Below are 14713 nucleotides of genomic sequence, written 5' to 3' on the forward strand. Positions count from 1 at the left end.
ACGGCCGGTCGCCGGACGGCACGCCCACCGACGCGAGCCCTCGGCCCTGCTCACTCCGCGAGCAGCGCGTCGATCTGACCCATCGCCTGGTTCATCCCCTCCTCCATGCCCATCTGCACCATCTGCTCGAGCTGCTCGAGGGTCTCGAAGGAGGAGCGGACGGTCATCCGGGTGCGTCCGTCCGCCTCGGCGAGGGTGACCACCGCGTGGGTGACCCCCATCGAGTCGTCCGGGCGCCCCTCCTCGTCGGCGAAGCCGTCGTCGAACTCGAACCGCGTCGGCTCCTCGACCTTCGTCACCACCCAGTAGCCGCGGGCCTTCTCCCCGTCCGGCCCCGTCATGAAGTACCGGCTCCGAGAGCCCTCCACCGCCTCGTGCGTCTCGAAGGTCGCCGGCCAGGTCGGCGGTCCCCACCAGCGCTCGAGCCGCCGCGGATCCACCCAGATCCGCCACACCCGCTCGACGGGCGCCTCGAACTCGGCGGTGATGGTCATGGTCAGGTTCTCGATGTCCTTGACGGACTCCACGACGGTCATCCTGCACGTCCCTTCCTTCGTTCCTCCGGTGGTCGCACCTCGTCCTCGGCGAGGACGTCGGCGATGCGGTCGACGCGATCGCGCCAGAGCAGCTCGTAGTCCTCGAGCAGTCGCGCCGCCCTCCTGAGCGAGGCGACCTCTCCGCTCACGAGCTGCTCCCTCCCGCTGCGGCGCTTGCGGACGAGCTCCGCCCGCTCCAGCACCGCGACATGCTTCTGCACCGCGGCGAAGGACATCTCGTAGCGTGCCGCGAGCACTGTCACGGACTGCTCCGCTTCCAGCACCCGTGCGACGATGTCGCGCCGCGTTCTGTCGGCCAGCGCCTGGAACAGCCGGTCGACGTCGCTCTCGTCCTCGATTCGTACAACCATGTGGTTGCACGTTACTCTCGCTCGTCCGAGGAGGCAAGAGCAGCCCTCGGCACCTCGTCACCCCGTGCTCTCCGCGCCGGTCACACGTGCGCCGCCGCCCGGTCCAGGGAACGCGTCGCGGAGTCGAGCACCCAGTCGGGCACGGCGCGGATCTCGAGCACCGACCGGTGGAGCCTCGCCAGCGAGTAGTGCGGGTCGATCCGGAGCGCCTCCTCGAGATGCCGGGTGGCGATCGAGGAGACGCCGAGTGCCCACCAGCACCAGGCGAGGACGGTCAGCACCGGCGGCCGCGCCTCGGCGGGCGCGAGCGCTGCTGCCCGAGCGAGCCGACCTGTCGCTCGCTCGGTCCGCTCGAGATCCGGGCCGGGCCCCGTCCCCATCATCAGCGACGCGGAGAGCAGGTCGTGCGCGTCCTCGAGTCCTGCGTCGGCGTCGCTCTCGATGAGCTCGTCCATCGAGCGGCCGGTGCGCGCCTGCTCCCCCTCGAGCCGCTTCTGTCGCCGCCGCTCCTCGAACGCCGTCTCGCAGCCGAGCGCGATCTGCAGGGTCGCCTGATCGCGCAGCGCCGGGGACTGCAGCACCCGGATGAGCGTGGCCTCCTGACGCGGTGCCGACGGGCCGTGCAGCCAGCGCTCGACCAGGCCGATCACGTCGTGCGCCCCCGAGGCAGGATGACGCACGATCGCCTCGACCGTCGCACGATCGGAGTCCGAGACCGTCGGCAGTGCGGCGAGCGCCGTCACGTCGAGCGGCTCGGGAGCCGCCGCGCGCGCGAGGACGCCGGTCGGGCTCTCCTCGATCTCGGCGAGCGGGCGCGGCTCGCGCTTCTCCTCGATCGAGGTGTAGCGCCCCCAGCCGTCGGCGGCGACGCAGGCCACGCCGACGATCCCGAGGTCGGTCCGTTCGAGCCGCCGGAGGACGGTGCGGCCGAGGTCGAGCAGCGGGATGCCGCGCGCGGTCTCGTAGCTCTGCCGCGTGTAGACGATGGCCAGCACCGCGGTCGCCCGCGAGATCGACGCCGTGAAGCGCTCGCACCGGCCCGCCAGCTGGTCGATCTCCGCTCGGCGCAGTCGGTGAGGGATCGGGAAGCGGAAACCGCCTCCCGCCCGGTTCCCGAGGAACGGGACGACGACGAGGGCGTCCTCCGGATGGAGGCCGATCATCGAGGGGACGGCGGCGAGCAGGTCGGGCAGCCCGCTCACGCGGAGGAGCTCCGGCTCCCGGGAGGGGCTGTGGCGGGCGGTGGCGAGGCGATCGGTAGGAGTCATGCGGCTACGGTCGTCGTCGCCGCGTCGGCCGTGGGAGCCGATCGGCCGATCCGTGGAGAGCCGCCGCACCTCATCCCCTGTGGAGGGACGGCCTCACCTCGACGCAGCGGCGTGCATCCGCTCGAGAGCCGCGCGCACCGCCGCGAGCGTGTTCGGATCCCCGTCCACCCGATGCTCCACGCCCACCGGGATCCAGACCAGCGCCGCGAGCAGACCGGCCACCGTCTCCGCCTCCACCGGCCAGCGCGTCCACCGAGCGTCGAGCGCGACGGATCCCGCCGACCACCGCCCGAAGACCCGCACCACCTCGTCGATCGGCATCGCCAGATCGACCACCAGCTCGTACCGCGCCGTCCGCCCGGACGACGCCACGAACGCCGCGGCGTCGTCCTCGGGGAGCCGCCGCGGCTCGAAGTGCACGCGCGTCTCGAGGAGCCGGCTCACCCGGTCGAGCCGGAACGTCCGCCAGTCCTCGCGCTGCCGGTCCCAGCCGACCAGCACCCAGGAGCGGTGCGTGGACACCACCGCGTGCGGCTCGACGACGCGGTCGCTCTCGGCCCCGTCCGCCGCGACGTAGTGGAAGCGGAGCCGTTCGTGGTCGCGGCAGGCCAGCGCCATCCGGCCGAGGATCTCCGGCGGGATCGACGCGGCGCGCGGCCTGGCGGACCGGAGCACGCCGCCGACCGCGCTGACGCGCTCCCGCAGAGCACTCGGCAGCACCTGCTCGAACTTCGCGAGGGCACTCAGCGTCGTCCGCTCGCCGTCGGCGAGCCCCTCGTCGGCCGCGAGCCGGAGTCCGACCGCCACGGCCACGGCCTCGTCGTCACTGAGGAGCAGCGGGGGAACGCGGCTGCCCGGCTCGAGCCGGTAGCCGCCGAGTGCGCCGCGGGTCGCCGCCACGGCGTAGCCCAGCTCGCGCAGCTGCTCGATGTCGCGGCGCAGAGTCCGCTCCGTCACGCCGAGGCGCGTCGCGAGGACCGGCCCCGACCACTGCCGGTGGGTCTGCAGCAGGGCGAGCAGAGCGAGTGCGCGGGAGGTGGTCGCAGCCATGCCGACATCCTGCTCCTCCATCAGGACGTGAACCGACCTGATGCCGCTCTAACGTCGTCCCCGAGAGCCCGGCCGGGCGCTCGAAGGACACGGAGCAGGAGAGACACCATGGACATGAAGCTCGAGCTCGTCGCGGTTCCGGTGACCGACGTCGATCGCGCCAAGCGGTTCTACGTCGAGCGGATCGGCTTCGTCGCCGACCACGACCACACGGTGCACGAGGGGCTGCGCTTCGTGCAGCTGACGCCTCCCGGGTCGGCCTGCTCCATCGTCCTCGGCATCGGCATCACCGAGATGGTGCCCGGCTCGCAGAGGGGCCTGCAGATGGTCGTCGCGGACGCGGCGAAGGCCCGGGAGGAGCTGCTGGCCCGTGGCGCGGAGGTGTCCGAGGTCGACTCGCAGCCCTGGGGCGAGTTCGTGTACTTCGCCGATCCCGACGGCAACACCTGGGCCCTGCAGCAGATCGTGATACCCGATCTGTCCTAGCGGGGGGCGCTCTCCTCGGCGGCCGGATCGGATTCTGAGACGATCCGCGCCCGCCCGACACTGTCAGAGTGAGAGGGAGAGGAGGTCCGCGGATGACGCCCACTCAGGAGAGCACGCCTCAGGCGCGAACGCCTCGGGAGGAGACGACGGCACCTCGCGGGGCGGGCACCGCCTCGGAGGAGACCGACGCCGAGCTCGTGCGCCGCGCGGCTGCGGGCAGCGAGCTCGCCTTCCGCTCCCTCTATCGCGCCTACGTCCGCCCCGTCTACTGGCTCGCGCACGGAATCCTCCGCGACCCCCGGGACGCCGAGGACGTCGCGCAGGAGACCTTCGTCCTCGCCTGGAGCCGACTCGGCGGGCTCGAGCTGGTGAGCGATTCCCTCCTCCCCTGGCTCGCGACGATCTGCCGCTTCCAAGCGGCCAACCGCCTGCGCTCCCGCCTCCGCGACCGGGAGCGGACCGTCGAGGCCGACGACGAGACGCCCTCGCCGCACGACCTCGAGCAGCAGATCGTCACCGCCGCGCTCGCCGAGGCGATCCTCCGCGAGACGGCCGGGCTCGCCGAGCTCGACCGCGCGATCTTCCGCCTCTGCGCCACCGAGGGGCGCGGCTACGAGGAGGCCGCGCTCACCCTGGGCGTCTCGCACGCCACCGTCCGCAACCGCCTGTCGCGCGTCCGTCGACGCCTCCGACTCGTGGTGGACGACTTCCGAGGAGCCGAGACGTCATGACCGAACCCACCGACGAGCGGGTGAATGCGCTCCAGGCCTCCGAGTTCCAGCCTGCCGAGATCCACGCGTCCGATCGCCCAGCGCCCGAGCTCGACACCCTCGACGAGGACCGCGTCTCGGCACTCGAGGCGCGGGTCTTCCGCTCCATCAGCGCCGCGCGCCGCGAGAGCGGAGCCCGTCGCCGACGCGTCGCCGCGATCGGGAGCGTCGCCGCGGGCCTCCTCGTGATCGCCGTCGTCGTCGGCCCCCTGATCGGAGGCGGCGCCGGTGCGGGGTCCGCGTCGAGCGCGGCAGGGTCCTCGAGTGAGGCGGGCGGTCTCGACTTCGGGCAGTCGGGCGCGGAGTCCGCACCCCAGTTCGCCGACGGCTCGGCACAGGGCGCGGCGGAGGCACCCGGCGACGCGTCCGCGGAGGGGACCGGTAGGGAGGTCGTGTCCACGGCGAACGCGACGCTCGAGGCCGGCTCCGTCGCCGACGCGATCGCCGCGCTCAGCGCGACCGCCGCCGCGCTCGGCGGCTACGTCGAGAGCTCCAGCTCCACCATCAGCTCCAGCACCAGCGCGTCGGCGGCCGGAACCGATCCCGCTCTCGACCCGTCGCAGTACGCGCCCCTCCCCGAGGGCGCGGGGAGCGTCTCGATCCGGGTCCCCGCCGACCGGCTCGCCGACGCTCGAGAGTCGCTGGCGGCCCTCGGCACGGTGACCGGCTCTTCGATCGACCGGCGCGACGTGACCACCCAGGCGATCGACCTCCGCGCGCGGGTCGACGCCGCCCAGGCCTCCGTCGACCGGCTGACCGAGCTGATCGCCCAGGCCGGCAGCCTCGCCGACCTCCTCGCCGCGGAGTCCGCCCTCGCCGATCGCCAGGCCTCGCTCGAGTCCTCCGAGCAGCAGCTCGCCGCCCTCGAGGGTCAGGTGTCGCTGGCGACCCTCACGGTGACGATCCTTCCGCAGTCGTCGCCCGTCACCGCCCGGCCCACCGGCTTCCTCGACGGCCTGCTCGCCGGCTGGAACGGTCTGGTCGTCGCCGCGAACGGCGCCCTCATCGGCCTCGGCTTCCTCCTCCCCTGGCTCGCCGTCGTCGCCGTGATCGCGCTCCTCGTGATGGCCGTCCGACGCCGACGTGGTCCGCCGGTACGCAGACCAGCCGGACAGGTATCCGGCTCAGGACCGGGTCAGGGGTCCGACGGCAGCACGGGCAGCGATGAGTGAGGGCACACCGAGCGACGACTCCGCTCTGGCCTCGATCGACCTCCCGGCGACGCCCCCGGAGGTCTGGCGTCTCCTCGTCGACCGGTCCACCTGGTGGCCCGACCTCGAGTTCGATGCAGTGACCGGTTCTCCACTCCGTGAGACCTGGACGGACGGCGGGCGCACGTTCGAGGCGACCGGCCGCGTCCTCGCGGTCGACGCCCCGACGCGCCTCTCCTTCGAGTGGACCGAGCCCGGGTGGAGCGGCTTCCTGACAGTGACGGTGACCGTGACCACGGCGGCGTCGGCGGAAGGAGCGGAAGTGATCATCGTCGAGCAGGGCTTCGCCGAGATCCGCGCGGAGGAAGGACTCCGCCTCGAGCACGAGGCCGGATGGCGGGAGCATCTCGGCCGACTGCGGGACGCCTGCATCGCGGCCTCGGGCACGAGTCGCGGTCTGCAGCGGTGACCGCCGGTCAGCCGCGCAGCACCTTCGTCATCGCCTTGCCCTTCGCCAGCTCGTCGACCAGCTTGTCCAGCCAGCGGATCCGCTGCATCAGCGGATCCTCGACGCGCTCGACGCGAACGCCGCAGACGACTCCCGTGATCAGGGCCGCGCTCGGGTTCATCGGCGCCGCGGCGAAGAAGTCCTCGAAGGTCGTCCCGGCGTCGAGGTGGCGGTGCAGCTCCTCGTCCGAGAAGCCGGTCAGCCACACGATCACCTCGTCGACCTCGGCCCTCGTCCTCCCTTTCCGCTCGGCCTTCGCCACGTAGTGCGGGTACACGGAGGCGACGCTCGTCGTGAAGATCCGGTGCATGCGTCGAAGGGTAGCCCCGCACCCCCGACCACGGCGAGGCCGCGCCCTGCGGACTTCGCCGATCAGCCCCGCGCCCGCGCCGCGTAGACCGCGGGCGTCGACCCCAGCCGAGCACGGAAGGCGACGATGAAGCTGCTCACCGAGTCGTACCCGACCGCGGGCGCCACGGTCTGCACGGCGTCCCCCCGCACGAGCATCCCGATCGCCGAGTGCATCCGCGCCCGCACCCGCCACTCGCGGAACGTGCTGCCCGTCTCGGCGGCGAACGCGCGCGCGATGGTCTTGGTGCTCACTCCGATCTGCGCCGCCCACTCGGCGAGCTCCCGAGGATCCGCCGGGTCCTCGAGCAGCGCCGTCGCCACCGCGCGGGCCCGCGGGTCTCGCGGGAGCGCCACCGCCGCCGCGTCGTCGGGCGCCTCGTCGAGCAGCTCCCCGAGCAGCAGCCAGCACCGCCGGCGACGCAGCGCCGACGGGGCGGAGTCCGTCAGGTGCAGCACCAGCGACCCGGCGAGGTCCTCGAGCCGCAGGGTCCGCGCGCCGCCCCACCGCTCGCCGCGCGGTCGCAGCACCGGATCCACGTAGACGCTGATCAGCTCGCCCGGCTCGACGAACGCCATCTCGTGCGGCACGCCGGCCGGGATCCAAGCCATGTGCTCGCGCCGTAGGTGCCAGTGGTTGCCGAGCACGCCGAGCTCCATCGACCCCGATGCCATCCAGGCGAGCTGATCCTCCTGGTGCACGTGCGCGTCGAAGCCGGTGCCGCGGACGACCCGGGATCGCGAGGCCGAGAGAGCGGCGGATGTCCACTCGAAGGGATCCGCATCGATAGGAGCCGCGCCACCGGGTCGGAGATGTTCGCTGACGGACACGACGGTGTCCCCCCTCCTTGATCGGCGTCCGCTCGAGGTGATGGCGGACCGAGTAAGGCAAGGCTAACCTGACGTCCGCCTCCCCTGCCCCACGATCCCGGAAGAGCCATGACCCCTCGCGCCCTGCCCGCCCGCCTCCTCGCCGCCTCCGCGGCACTCGCCCTGAGCGTCGCCGCGCTGTCCGGCTGCAGCAGCACCGCCGCGGCGAGCGCCGAGAACCCGGACTACACGACCGAGCCGTCCGACTCCTTCCCGGTCACCGTCGAGCACCAGTACGGCGAGACCGTCGTCGAGGCCGAGCCGCAGCGCGTCGTCGTGGTGGGGCTCACCGAGCAGGACATCCTGCTCGAGCTCGGCGTCACTCCGATCGCCACCACCGAGTGGTACGGCGAGCAGCCGTTCGCCGTCTGGCCCTGGGCGACCGACCTGCTCCGCGACGCGGAGCCGACCGTGCTCGACCAGACCGACGGCCCCGAGTACGAGCGGATCGCCACCCTCGAGCCCGACCTGATCGTCGGCACCAACGCGGGGATGACGGAGGAGATCTACGACAAGCTCGCCGGGATCGCCCCGACCGTCACGAGCGTCGAGGGCTCCGGTCTCTACTTCTCCAGCTGGCAGGACCAGACCCGCCAGGTCGCCCGCGCCATCGGCCGCTCGGCCGAGGGCGAGGCGCTGATCACCGGGGTTGAGGACGCCTACGAGGACGCCGCCGCCGCGCACCCCGAGTTCGCCGGGCTCACCGCCACCTTCTCGCAGGGCGTGCCCTACGACGGCAGCATGTACGTCTACCCCGACGGCCTCAACACCGACTTCCTCACCGACCTCGGCTTCACCATCACGCCCGGGCTCGAGCAGTACGCCCCCGGCGCCGACCAGCAGGCGCTGATCTCCCCCGAGAACATGGGCCTCATCGACGCCAACGTGATCGTCTTCGCGACCGAGTCGGCCGAGGGGGTGCAGGAGGTGCTCGACTTCGGCACCACGTCGAGCCTCTCCGCGGTCACCGGCGGTCACGCCGTCTTCACCGACCCCGAGCTCTCGGGCGCGATCTACTTCCTCACCCCGCTCAGCCAGAAGTTCGTCCTCGAGAAGCTCCTGCCGAGGCTCGTCGACGCCGTCGCCGGCGAGGCCCCGCAGAGCATCGAGGGCTGACGACTCCATGACGACACTCCTCGAGACCGAGGCGGCGGTGCCGACCGTCCGGCGGAACCGCCGCCTCGGTCTCGCGGCCTCGCTCACCGCCCTCGTCGTCGCCGCACTGCTGAGCGTCCTCGTCGGCTCGAACCACCTCGGCCCGGCCGAGCTCTGGCACGCGCTCACCGCCTACGACGGCTCCATCGCCGATCAGGTCGTCGTCGACCTCCGCCTCCCCCGGACGCTCGCCGGCCTCGTCGTCGGCGCCGCGCTCGGAGTGTCGGGCGCCGTGATCCAGGCGCTCACCCGCAATCCGCTGGGCGACCCCGGCATCCTCGGCGTCGACGCCGGGGCGGCGCTGTTCGTCGCGATCGGCGTCGCCCTCGGCGCGAGCTCGCCCGCGCAGTACCTGCCGTTCGCTTTCCTCGGCGCGCTCGTCGTCACGGCCGTGGTCGCCCTGATCGGCTCGGTCGGCCGCGGCGGCCCGGACCCGGTGCGCCTCACCCTCGCCGGCGTCGCCGTCGCCGCCGTGCTGAGCGGGGTCACCACCGCGATGATGCTGCTCGACCCGGTCACCTTCACCGCCCTGCGCGGCTGGAACGCCGGGTCGTTCGTCGAGCGCGGCCTCGACGTCGTGCTCCCCGCCACCCCCTTCGTCCTCGTGGGAGTCGTGATCGCCCTCGCCGCCGCCCGCTCGCTCACCGCGCTCGGCCTCGGCGACGACCTCGCCGCCTCCCTCGGCACGCGTCTCGGCCGGACCCGGCTGCTCTCGGTCCTCGCGATCACGCTGCTCGCCGGGTCGGCGACGGCGATCGCCGGGCCGGTCGGGTTCGTCGGGCTCGCGGTGCCGCACGTCGCCCGCTGGATCGCCGGGCCGGACCAGCGCTGGATCCTCGCGCTCTCCATCCTGCTCGCACCGACTCTGCTGCTCCTCGCCGACGTGCTCGGCCGGGTGGCGCTCTGGCCGGGCGAGGTCCCGGTCGGAGTGGTCACCGCGTTCGTCGGCGCCCCCGTGCTCATCCATCTGGTGCGCCGCGCGAAGGCGAGCTCCCTGTGACGCTCGTTCTCCGCGGCGGCCCGCTCTCGGTGCGGGTCCGCCGGCGCACCCTCCTCGTCGGCGCAGTGCTCGCCGCCGCGGTCCTCGCCCTGGCGGTCGTCGCGCTCGGGCTCGGCGAGCTGCCGCTCTCGGCCCCCGACGTCGTCGCGGCCCTGCTCGGGCAGCGCTCCGGCATCGCCCGCACGGTCGTCGTCGAGTGGCGGCTGCCGCGCGTGCTCGGCGCGATCCTTTTCGGCGCGGCACTCGGAGTCGCGGGCGCCGTCTTCCAGTCGCTCACCCGCAACCCGCTCGCCAGCCCCGACATCATCGGCCTCACCTCCGGCTCCTACGCCGGCGGCCTGCTCGCGATCATCGTGCTCGGCGCCGGCGCCGGCTCGCTGCCCGTCGCGGCCGGCTCCATCCTCGGCGGCCTGATCGCCGCCGCGCTCATCTACCTGCTCGCCTACCGCCGCAGCGTCCAGGGCTTCCGGCTGATCGTCGTCGGCATCGGCGTCTCGGCAATGCTCGAGGCGCTGAGCACCTACCTCGTCCTGCGGGCGAAGCTCGAGATCGCGATGGTCGCCTCCGTCTGGGGCGCGGGCTCGCTGAACCCGGTCGGCTGGGATCAGCTGCTGCCCGCGGCCGCTGTGATCACGGTGGCGCTCGCCGGTCTCGGCCTCCTCGGCCGACCGATGCGGCAGCTCGAGCTCGGCGACGACGCGGCCCGCGCGCTCGGCACTCCCGTGGAGCGCACCCGCGTCCTGCTCGTGATCGGCGCGGTCGCCCTGACCGCCGCGGTGACCGCCGCCTGCGGCCCGATCGCCTTCGTGGCCCTCGCCGCTCCGCAGATCGCCCGCCGCCTCGCCCGCACCGCCGGGATCGCGCTGATCCCCTCCGCGCTCGTCGGCGCGCTGGTGCTGCTCGGCGCCGACACGGCCGCCCAGCACGTCCTGCCCGGCTCGCTCCCCGTCGGCGTCGTGACCGTCGTCGTCGGCGGCCTCTACCTCGTCGGCCTCCTCATCCACGAAGCACGGAGACGCTCATGACCGCCCGCCTCGCCGCCGTCGACCTCACCCTCGGCTACGACCGCCGCGTGATCTCGCGTGCGCTCTCCCTCGAGATCCCCGACGGCTCCTTCACCGTGATCGTCGGACCGAACGCCTGCGGCAAATCGACCCTCCTGCGCGCGCTCTCCCGCCTGCTCGCCCCGAGCACCGGGCAGGTCCTGCTCGACGGCCGGGCGATCGCCGCCGCGAAGCCGCGGGAGGTGGCGCGCGTGCTCGGGCTGCTGCCGCAGACCTCGCTCGCCCCCGACGGCATCACGGTCGCCGACCTCGTGGCGCGCGGCCGGCACCCGCACCAGGGGTTCCTGCGGCAGTGGTCGATCGCCGACGAGGAGGCGGTGACCGCGGCGATGGCCGCGACCGGCGTCGCCGCGCTGGCCGACCGCCCCGTCGACGAGCTCTCGGGCGGGCAGCGGCAGCGGGTGTGGGTGGCGATGGTGCTCGCGCAGGAGACCCCGCTGCTGCTGCTCGACGAGCCGACGACCTTCCTCGACATCGCCCACCAGATCGAGCTGATGGAGCTGCTCACCGACCTGCACGAGCAGGGCCGGACCCTGGTCGCGGTGCTGCACGACCTCAATCAGGCGGCGCGCTACGCCAGCCACCTCGTCGCGATGAAGGACGGCGCCGTCGTCGCCCAGGGCGCTCCCCGCGAGATCGTCACCGCGGAGCTGGTCGAGCACGTCTTCGGCCTGCGCTGCGTCGTGATCCCCGATCCGGTCACCGGCGCTCCGCTCGTCGCCCCGGTCGGCCGCGAGCGCGCCGGGCAGCGCCGATGACGCGGCGCCGGCGGGAGCGCCAGGGGAGACCGCGGACGAGGAACCCGCGCGGTCCGCTGCTGCAGGCGCCGCCCGAGCCGATCGACGCCCGGCCGATCCGCCGCGACGGCACCACCACCCCCGCCCGGCTGACCCTCCGCGTCCTCACCGGCGCCCGCCGCTACTCCGTACCGGCCCTGGTCCTCGTGATCAGCCATCAGATCGGCGAGGCGCTGGTCCCCGTGCTGATGGGGCTGGCGATCGACCGAGCCGTCGCGACCGGCGATCCGCTGCAGCTGCTGCTCCACCTCGCGCTGTTGGCGGCCGACTTCGCCCTGCTCTCCTTCTCCTGGCGCTTCGGCTCGCGGTTCGCCGAGCTGGGGATGCTGGTCGTCCAGCACCGCCTGCGCGGCCTCGTCGCCGAGCACCTGCTGCTGCGGCCCGCGCGGGGCGGCCGCGCCTCCGATCAGCCGGGCGTCGCACTCTCGCTCGCCACCTCGGACGTCAACCGGCTCTCGGCCGCCGTCGAGATCGGCGTCCACCCGGTCGGCCAGCTGGCCGCGGTGCTCTTCGGCGGCGCGGTCCTGCTCGGCATCTCCTGGCCGCTGGGCCTGGCCGTGCTGGTCGGCGCCCCGCTGCTGCTCGGGGCGACGGAGCTCGCCGGGCGCGGGCTGCGCCGCCGCAGCGAGGACGAGCAGGAGGCGGCGGCCGACACCGCGGGGCGCGCCGCCGATCTCCTGGCCGGCTACCGCGTCCTCCGCGGCATCGGCGCCGAGCAGGAGGCGTCGCGCCGCTACCGCACCGCCAGCCGGCTCGCCCTGCGCAGCACCGTCCACGCGCGGCGGGCGGAGGGAGTCCTCGGCGGGGTGATGGATCTTGCCACCGGTCTCCTCCTCACCGCCGTCGCCGTCGCCGCCGCCCTCCTCGCCCTGGCCGGCGAGCTCGGCGTCGGCGGTTTCATCACCGTCGTGGGCCTCGCGCAGTTCCTGATCGATCCGCTGCAGAACGCCGCCCGCGAGGCCGGCTCGTGGTGGGCGACCGCGACCGCGTCGGCCGCGCGCCTGCTCGCCCTGCTCCGCGAGAGCGAGGGCGCGGATCCGCCCGGGCGCTCCCTCCCCCTCGACGAGCTGCGCGCCGGAGAGCTCGTGGTCGTCGCCGTCGACGGCGCCACCGCCGACGCGGTGCTGGCCGGACTGCGCTCGGCGCACCCGGGCGCCCTCGTCGCCCCGCACGCAGCCCGGCTGTTCTCGGGGAGCGTGCGCCAGAACGTGCAGCTCCCCGGCGTGCACCCGGCGAGCGCCGACCGCGCCCTCACGGCGTCCGGCTGCGCCGAGCTGGCCGGCGTCCTCCCCGGCGGCCTCGACGGTGACGTCGGCGAGGGCGGCTCCGCACTGTCCGGCGGTCAACGCCAGCGCGTCGCGCTCGCCCGGGCGCTCGCTCAGGACGCGCCGCTGCTCGTGCTGCACGATCCGACGACGGCGGTCGACGCCGTGACGGAGGCCGCGATCGCGTCGAGGCTGCGCGCCGTCCGCGGCGCGCACCGCACCGTCGTCCTCTCGCGCTCCCCCGCGTTCCTCGCGGTCGCGGATCGCGTCGTCGAGGTCCGCGCCGACGAGGTCGTGGCCGACGACGGAGCCGACCGGATCTCCGAGGTCTCGCGTTGACCGCCGACCGTCTCCCGACCGCGTCCAGCCGCACCGTCCTCCGTGCCTCGTGGAGCGCCCTCGGCCGCGGCCGCCTCCTGCTCCCGCCCCTCGTCGTCGTGCTCGTCGCCGCGGCGGCCGCTGGCGTCGTCCCGCCCCTCGCCCTGGGCGCCGTCGTCGACGCGGTCACCGCCACCGAGCGCGACCCCGCCGTCGTCGTGCTGCTCGGCCTCGTGACCGCCGCCGCGGTCGCCGCCGGTGCCGTGCTCTCGGCCGTCGGCGTCGTCGCCGCCTCGCGGCTGTTCGAGCGGATGCTCGCCGAGCTGCGCGAGCGGATGGTGGACGCCGCCTTCCGCCTCCCCCCGGCCCGCGTGGAGCGCGCCGGCACCGGCGACCTGATCGCCCGCGCCGGCGACGACGTCGCCGAGGTGTCGGACGCGATCCCGAGCGTCGTCCCCGCCGTCACCGGGGCCCTCTTCACCATCCTGGTCACCGTCGTCGGCATGGCCGTGATCGACCTCCGCTACGCCGCCGCGATGCTCGCCGTCGTCCCCGTGCACCTGCTCGCGCTCCGCTGGTACCACCGGACCGCACCCGACGTCTACGCCGCGGAGCGCTCGGCGATGTCCGACCGCGCCCAGCGCCTCCTCGACTCCCTGAACGGCCTCGAGACCGTGCGCGCCTACGGCCTCGGCCGACAGCACCTCGAGCGGATCGCCGCAGCGTCCTGGTCGGTGGTGCGGGTGACGATGCGGGCCCGTGCGATCCAGAACGGCTTCTTCGCTCGGTTGAACCTCGCCGAGCTCCTCGGCATGAGCGCCCTGCTCGTCGTCGGCTTCCTCCTTGTGTCGAGCGGCTCCGGCACCCTCGGCGGCACGACCGCCGCGATGCTGCTCTTCCTCCGCCTGTTCGGCCCGATCAACCAGCTGCTCTTCGTCGTCGACGAGCTGCAGTCGGCCCTCGCCTCCCTCGGCCGGATCGTCGGAGTGATCACCGCGGAGACGCCGACCGAGCGGCCTGCCTCGTCCTCCGACGACCTCCGGCTCACCTCGATCCACCATGCGCACGTCCCAGGCCACCCCGTGCTCGTCGACGTCTCGGTGCAGGTGCCGGCCGGCACGACCGTCGCCGTCGTCGGCGCCTCCGGGGCCGGCAAGAGCACCCTCGCGGCCCTCGCCGCCGGCCTGCTCCTGCCCGACTCCGGCGCCGTCACCCGCCCGCATCGGACCGTGCTCGTGACCCAGGAGGTGCACGTGTTCGACGCGACGCTCCGCGACAATCTGACCCTGGCCGCACCCGACGCCTCCGACACCGCCCTCGCCGACGCCCTGCAGCGCGTCGGCGCCGAGCGGATGCTCGCCCGCCTCGGCCTCGACGCCCCGCTCGGCGCCTCGGGAGCCGCGCTCACCCCCGCCGAGGCGCAGCAGCTCGCGCTCGCCCGGGTGCTGCTCGCCGACCCGGCCGGCGTGATCCTCGACGAGGCCACCGCCGAGGCCGGCTCGACCGACGCCGGCCTCCTCGAGCGCGCCGCCGCCGAGGTCCTGCGCGGCCGCACCGCGCTGGTCGTCGCCCACCGCCTCAGCCAGGCCGCGTCCGCCGACCACGTCGTGCTGCTGGACGCCGGCCGCATCGCCGAACAGGGCACGCACGCCGAGCTGCTCGCCGCCGGCGGGCCGTACGCGCTCCTGCGGGCGGCGTGGAGCGGCCTTCCGCGCCAGTGAAGCGGCAGGGAGCGGACAGGCGGAGGAGGCTCCGC

The 14713-nt window shown here is 74.1% G+C and carries 16 protein-coding genes; 10 read left to right on the forward strand and 6 right to left on the reverse strand.

Annotated elements, in window-relative coordinates:
* Positions 1 to 50: 50 nt before the first annotated feature.
* The 4 genes from EDF43_RS09450 to EDF43_RS09465 form a co-directional block, all read right to left on the reverse strand.
* Positions 51 to 536 (reverse strand): SRPBCC domain-containing protein, encoded by a 486-nt coding sequence (locus tag EDF43_RS09450; protein WP_132438462.1) that lies wholly within the window; start codon positions 534 to 536, stop codon positions 51 to 53.
* A complete protein-coding gene (locus EDF43_RS09455; protein ID WP_123735959.1) occupies positions 533 to 907 on the reverse strand; it encodes a helix-turn-helix domain-containing protein in 375 nt (124 codons plus the stop codon). Before EDF43_RS09455 ends, EDF43_RS09450 begins: the two co-directional genes overlap by 4 nt.
* Positions 908 to 987: 80 nt before the next feature.
* Positions 988 to 2175 (reverse strand): DUF4192 family protein, encoded by a 1188-nt coding sequence (locus tag EDF43_RS09460; RefSeq protein ID WP_132438463.1) that lies wholly within the window; start codon positions 2173 to 2175, stop codon positions 988 to 990.
* 93 nt (positions 2176 to 2268) lie between these two features.
* A complete protein-coding gene (locus EDF43_RS09465; RefSeq protein WP_132438464.1) occupies positions 2269 to 3225 on the reverse strand; it encodes a YafY family protein in 957 nt (318 codons plus the stop codon).
* A gap of 108 nt (positions 3226 to 3333) precedes the next feature.
* Here EDF43_RS09465 and EDF43_RS09470 point away from each other — a divergent pair, with 108 nt between their 5' ends.
* The 4 genes from EDF43_RS09470 (at position 3334) to EDF43_RS09485 (ending at position 6101) form a co-directional block, all read left to right on the forward strand.
* A complete protein-coding gene (locus tag EDF43_RS09470) occupies positions 3334 to 3711 on the forward strand; it encodes a VOC family protein (RefSeq protein WP_132438465.1) in 378 nt (125 codons plus the stop codon).
* A 92-nt stretch (positions 3712 to 3803) separates the two neighbouring features.
* On the forward strand, positions 3804 to 4442 hold the full coding sequence (locus EDF43_RS09475; protein ID WP_132438466.1) for an RNA polymerase sigma factor: 639 nt from the start codon (positions 3804 to 3806) through the stop codon (positions 4440 to 4442).
* On the forward strand, positions 4439 to 5653 hold the full coding sequence (locus tag EDF43_RS09480) for a DUF4349 domain-containing protein (protein ID WP_132438467.1): 1215 nt from the start codon (positions 4439 to 4441) through the stop codon (positions 5651 to 5653). Before EDF43_RS09475 ends, EDF43_RS09480 begins: the two co-directional genes overlap by 4 nt.
* The gene (locus tag EDF43_RS09485; RefSeq protein ID WP_132438468.1) at positions 5646 to 6101 is read left to right on the forward strand and encodes an SRPBCC domain-containing protein; all 456 of its coding nucleotides are present in this window, start codon (positions 5646 to 5648) and stop codon (positions 6099 to 6101) included. The genes EDF43_RS09480 and EDF43_RS09485 overlap by 8 nt, the downstream gene beginning before the upstream one ends.
* Positions 6102 to 6108: 7 nt before the next feature.
* Here EDF43_RS09485 and EDF43_RS09490 read toward each other — a convergent pair whose 3' ends face one another.
* Positions 6109 to 6450 (reverse strand): DUF2200 domain-containing protein, encoded by a 342-nt coding sequence (locus EDF43_RS09490; RefSeq protein ID WP_132438469.1) that lies wholly within the window; start codon positions 6448 to 6450, stop codon positions 6109 to 6111.
* A gap of 62 nt (positions 6451 to 6512) precedes the next feature.
* Positions 6513 to 7319, reverse strand: coding sequence for an AraC family transcriptional regulator (locus EDF43_RS09495; RefSeq protein WP_347812540.1), 807 nt, complete (start codon positions 7317 to 7319; stop codon positions 6513 to 6515).
* A 108-nt stretch (positions 7320 to 7427) separates the two neighbouring features.
* On the opposite strand from EDF43_RS09495, the gene EDF43_RS09500 reads away from it, so the two are divergent.
* From EDF43_RS09500 to EDF43_RS09525, 6 genes are read left to right on the forward strand one after another with little or no spacing between them, the layout of a single operon-like run.
* Positions 7428 to 8474, forward strand: a complete 1047-nt coding sequence (locus EDF43_RS09500) for an ABC transporter substrate-binding protein (protein WP_132438471.1) — start codon at positions 7428 to 7430, stop codon at positions 8472 to 8474.
* Between the two features lie 7 nt (positions 8475 to 8481).
* Positions 8482 to 9513 carry an iron chelate uptake ABC transporter family permease subunit gene (locus tag EDF43_RS09505; RefSeq protein WP_132438472.1) on the forward strand — a complete coding sequence of 344 codons (1032 nt, stop codon included), beginning with the start codon at positions 8482 to 8484 and terminating at the stop codon, positions 9511 to 9513.
* Positions 9510 to 10538 (forward strand): iron chelate uptake ABC transporter family permease subunit, encoded by a 1029-nt coding sequence (locus EDF43_RS09510; RefSeq protein ID WP_132438473.1) that lies wholly within the window; start codon positions 9510 to 9512, stop codon positions 10536 to 10538. Before EDF43_RS09505 ends, EDF43_RS09510 begins: the two co-directional genes overlap by 4 nt.
* A complete protein-coding gene (locus EDF43_RS09515; RefSeq protein ID WP_123735970.1) occupies positions 10535 to 11335 on the forward strand; it encodes an ABC transporter ATP-binding protein in 801 nt (266 codons plus the stop codon). Before EDF43_RS09510 ends, EDF43_RS09515 begins: the two co-directional genes overlap by 4 nt.
* Complete coding sequence (locus tag EDF43_RS22125) at positions 11332 to 12978, forward strand: ABC transporter ATP-binding protein (RefSeq protein ID WP_132438474.1); 1647 nt, start codon at positions 11332 to 11334, stop codon at positions 12976 to 12978. The genes EDF43_RS09515 and EDF43_RS22125 overlap by 4 nt, the downstream gene beginning before the upstream one ends.
* The gene (locus EDF43_RS09525; protein ID WP_132438475.1) at positions 12975 to 14678 is read left to right on the forward strand and encodes an ABC transporter ATP-binding protein; all 1704 of its coding nucleotides are present in this window, start codon (positions 12975 to 12977) and stop codon (positions 14676 to 14678) included. Before EDF43_RS22125 ends, EDF43_RS09525 begins: the two co-directional genes overlap by 4 nt.
* Positions 14679 to 14713: the final 35 nt, after the last annotated feature.

Origin of the sequence: Rathayibacter sp. PhB179 (genome assembly GCF_004345345.1) — a bacterium.
Lineage (GTDB): Bacteria > Actinomycetota > Actinomycetes > Actinomycetales > Microbacteriaceae > Rathayibacter > Rathayibacter festucae.

Coding starts and splice junctions, on each gene's coding strand:
- EDF43_RS09490 (WP_132438469.1), bottom strand. CDS start 6,450: ATGCACCGGATCTTCACGACGAGCGTCGCCTCCGTGTACCCGCACTAC.
- EDF43_RS22125 (WP_132438474.1), top strand. CDS start 11,332: ATGACGCGGCGCCGGCGGGAGCGCCAGGGGAGACCGCGGACGAGGAAC.
- EDF43_RS09505 (WP_132438472.1), top strand. CDS start 8,482: ATGACGACACTCCTCGAGACCGAGGCGGCGGTGCCGACCGTCCGGCGG.
- EDF43_RS09450 (WP_132438462.1), bottom strand. CDS start 536: ATGACCGTCGTGGAGTCCGTCAAGGACATCGAGAACCTGACCATGACC.
- EDF43_RS09500 (WP_132438471.1), top strand. CDS start 7,428: ATGACCCCTCGCGCCCTGCCCGCCCGCCTCCTCGCCGCCTCCGCGGCA.
- EDF43_RS09480 (WP_132438467.1), top strand. CDS start 4,439: ATGACCGAACCCACCGACGAGCGGGTGAATGCGCTCCAGGCCTCCGAG.
- EDF43_RS09455 (WP_123735959.1), bottom strand. CDS start 907: ATGGTTGTACGAATCGAGGACGAGAGCGACGTCGACCGGCTGTTCCAG.
- EDF43_RS09470 (WP_132438465.1), top strand. CDS start 3,334: ATGGACATGAAGCTCGAGCTCGTCGCGGTTCCGGTGACCGACGTCGAT.
- EDF43_RS09460 (WP_132438463.1), bottom strand. CDS start 2,175: ATGACTCCTACCGATCGCCTCGCCACCGCCCGCCACAGCCCCTCCCGG.
- EDF43_RS09515 (WP_123735970.1), top strand. CDS start 10,535: ATGACCGCCCGCCTCGCCGCCGTCGACCTCACCCTCGGCTACGACCGC.
- EDF43_RS09475 (WP_132438466.1), top strand. CDS start 3,804: ATGACGCCCACTCAGGAGAGCACGCCTCAGGCGCGAACGCCTCGGGAG.
- EDF43_RS09485 (WP_132438468.1), top strand. CDS start 5,646: ATGAGTGAGGGCACACCGAGCGACGACTCCGCTCTGGCCTCGATCGAC.
- EDF43_RS09465 (WP_132438464.1), bottom strand. CDS start 3,225: ATGGCTGCGACCACCTCCCGCGCACTCGCTCTGCTCGCCCTGCTGCAG.